This is a genomic window from Streptomyces sp. P17, from assembly GCF_032436805.1.
Classification (GTDB): domain Bacteria; phylum Actinomycetota; class Actinomycetes; order Streptomycetales; family Streptomycetaceae; genus Streptomyces.
Genome location: NZ_JAVRBF010001184.1, coordinates 1 through 253, shown reverse-complemented (window position 1 = coordinate 253; position 253 = coordinate 1). Strand labels below are relative to the sequence as shown.

Below are 253 nucleotides of genomic sequence, written 5' to 3'. Positions count from 1 at the left end.
CTACGCCAATGAAAAAGGTGTATTGGCAGTACCGGCTGCGATGACACCGTCAGAGGTCAATCAAATGTTTGCCCAAGGGGCGGACATCGTCAAAGTTTTTCCAGCAGCAGTAGTTACACCGAGATTTTTCAAAGATATCCAAGCGCCTCTTGGCAAATTGCCCTTGATGGGTGTCGGTGGCATCAGTAAAGAAAACGCCAAAGAATTTTTTGAAAACGGCGCCAGTTATTTAGGCCTGGGTTCCGGGATGTTC

The 253-nt window shown here is 47.8% G+C and carries 1 pseudogene; it reads left to right on the top strand.

From position 1 onward, the window contains the following. A pseudogene (locus tag RMT89_RS44360) lies at positions 1-253 on the top strand (2-dehydro-3-deoxyphosphogluconate aldolase); the annotation flags it as partial.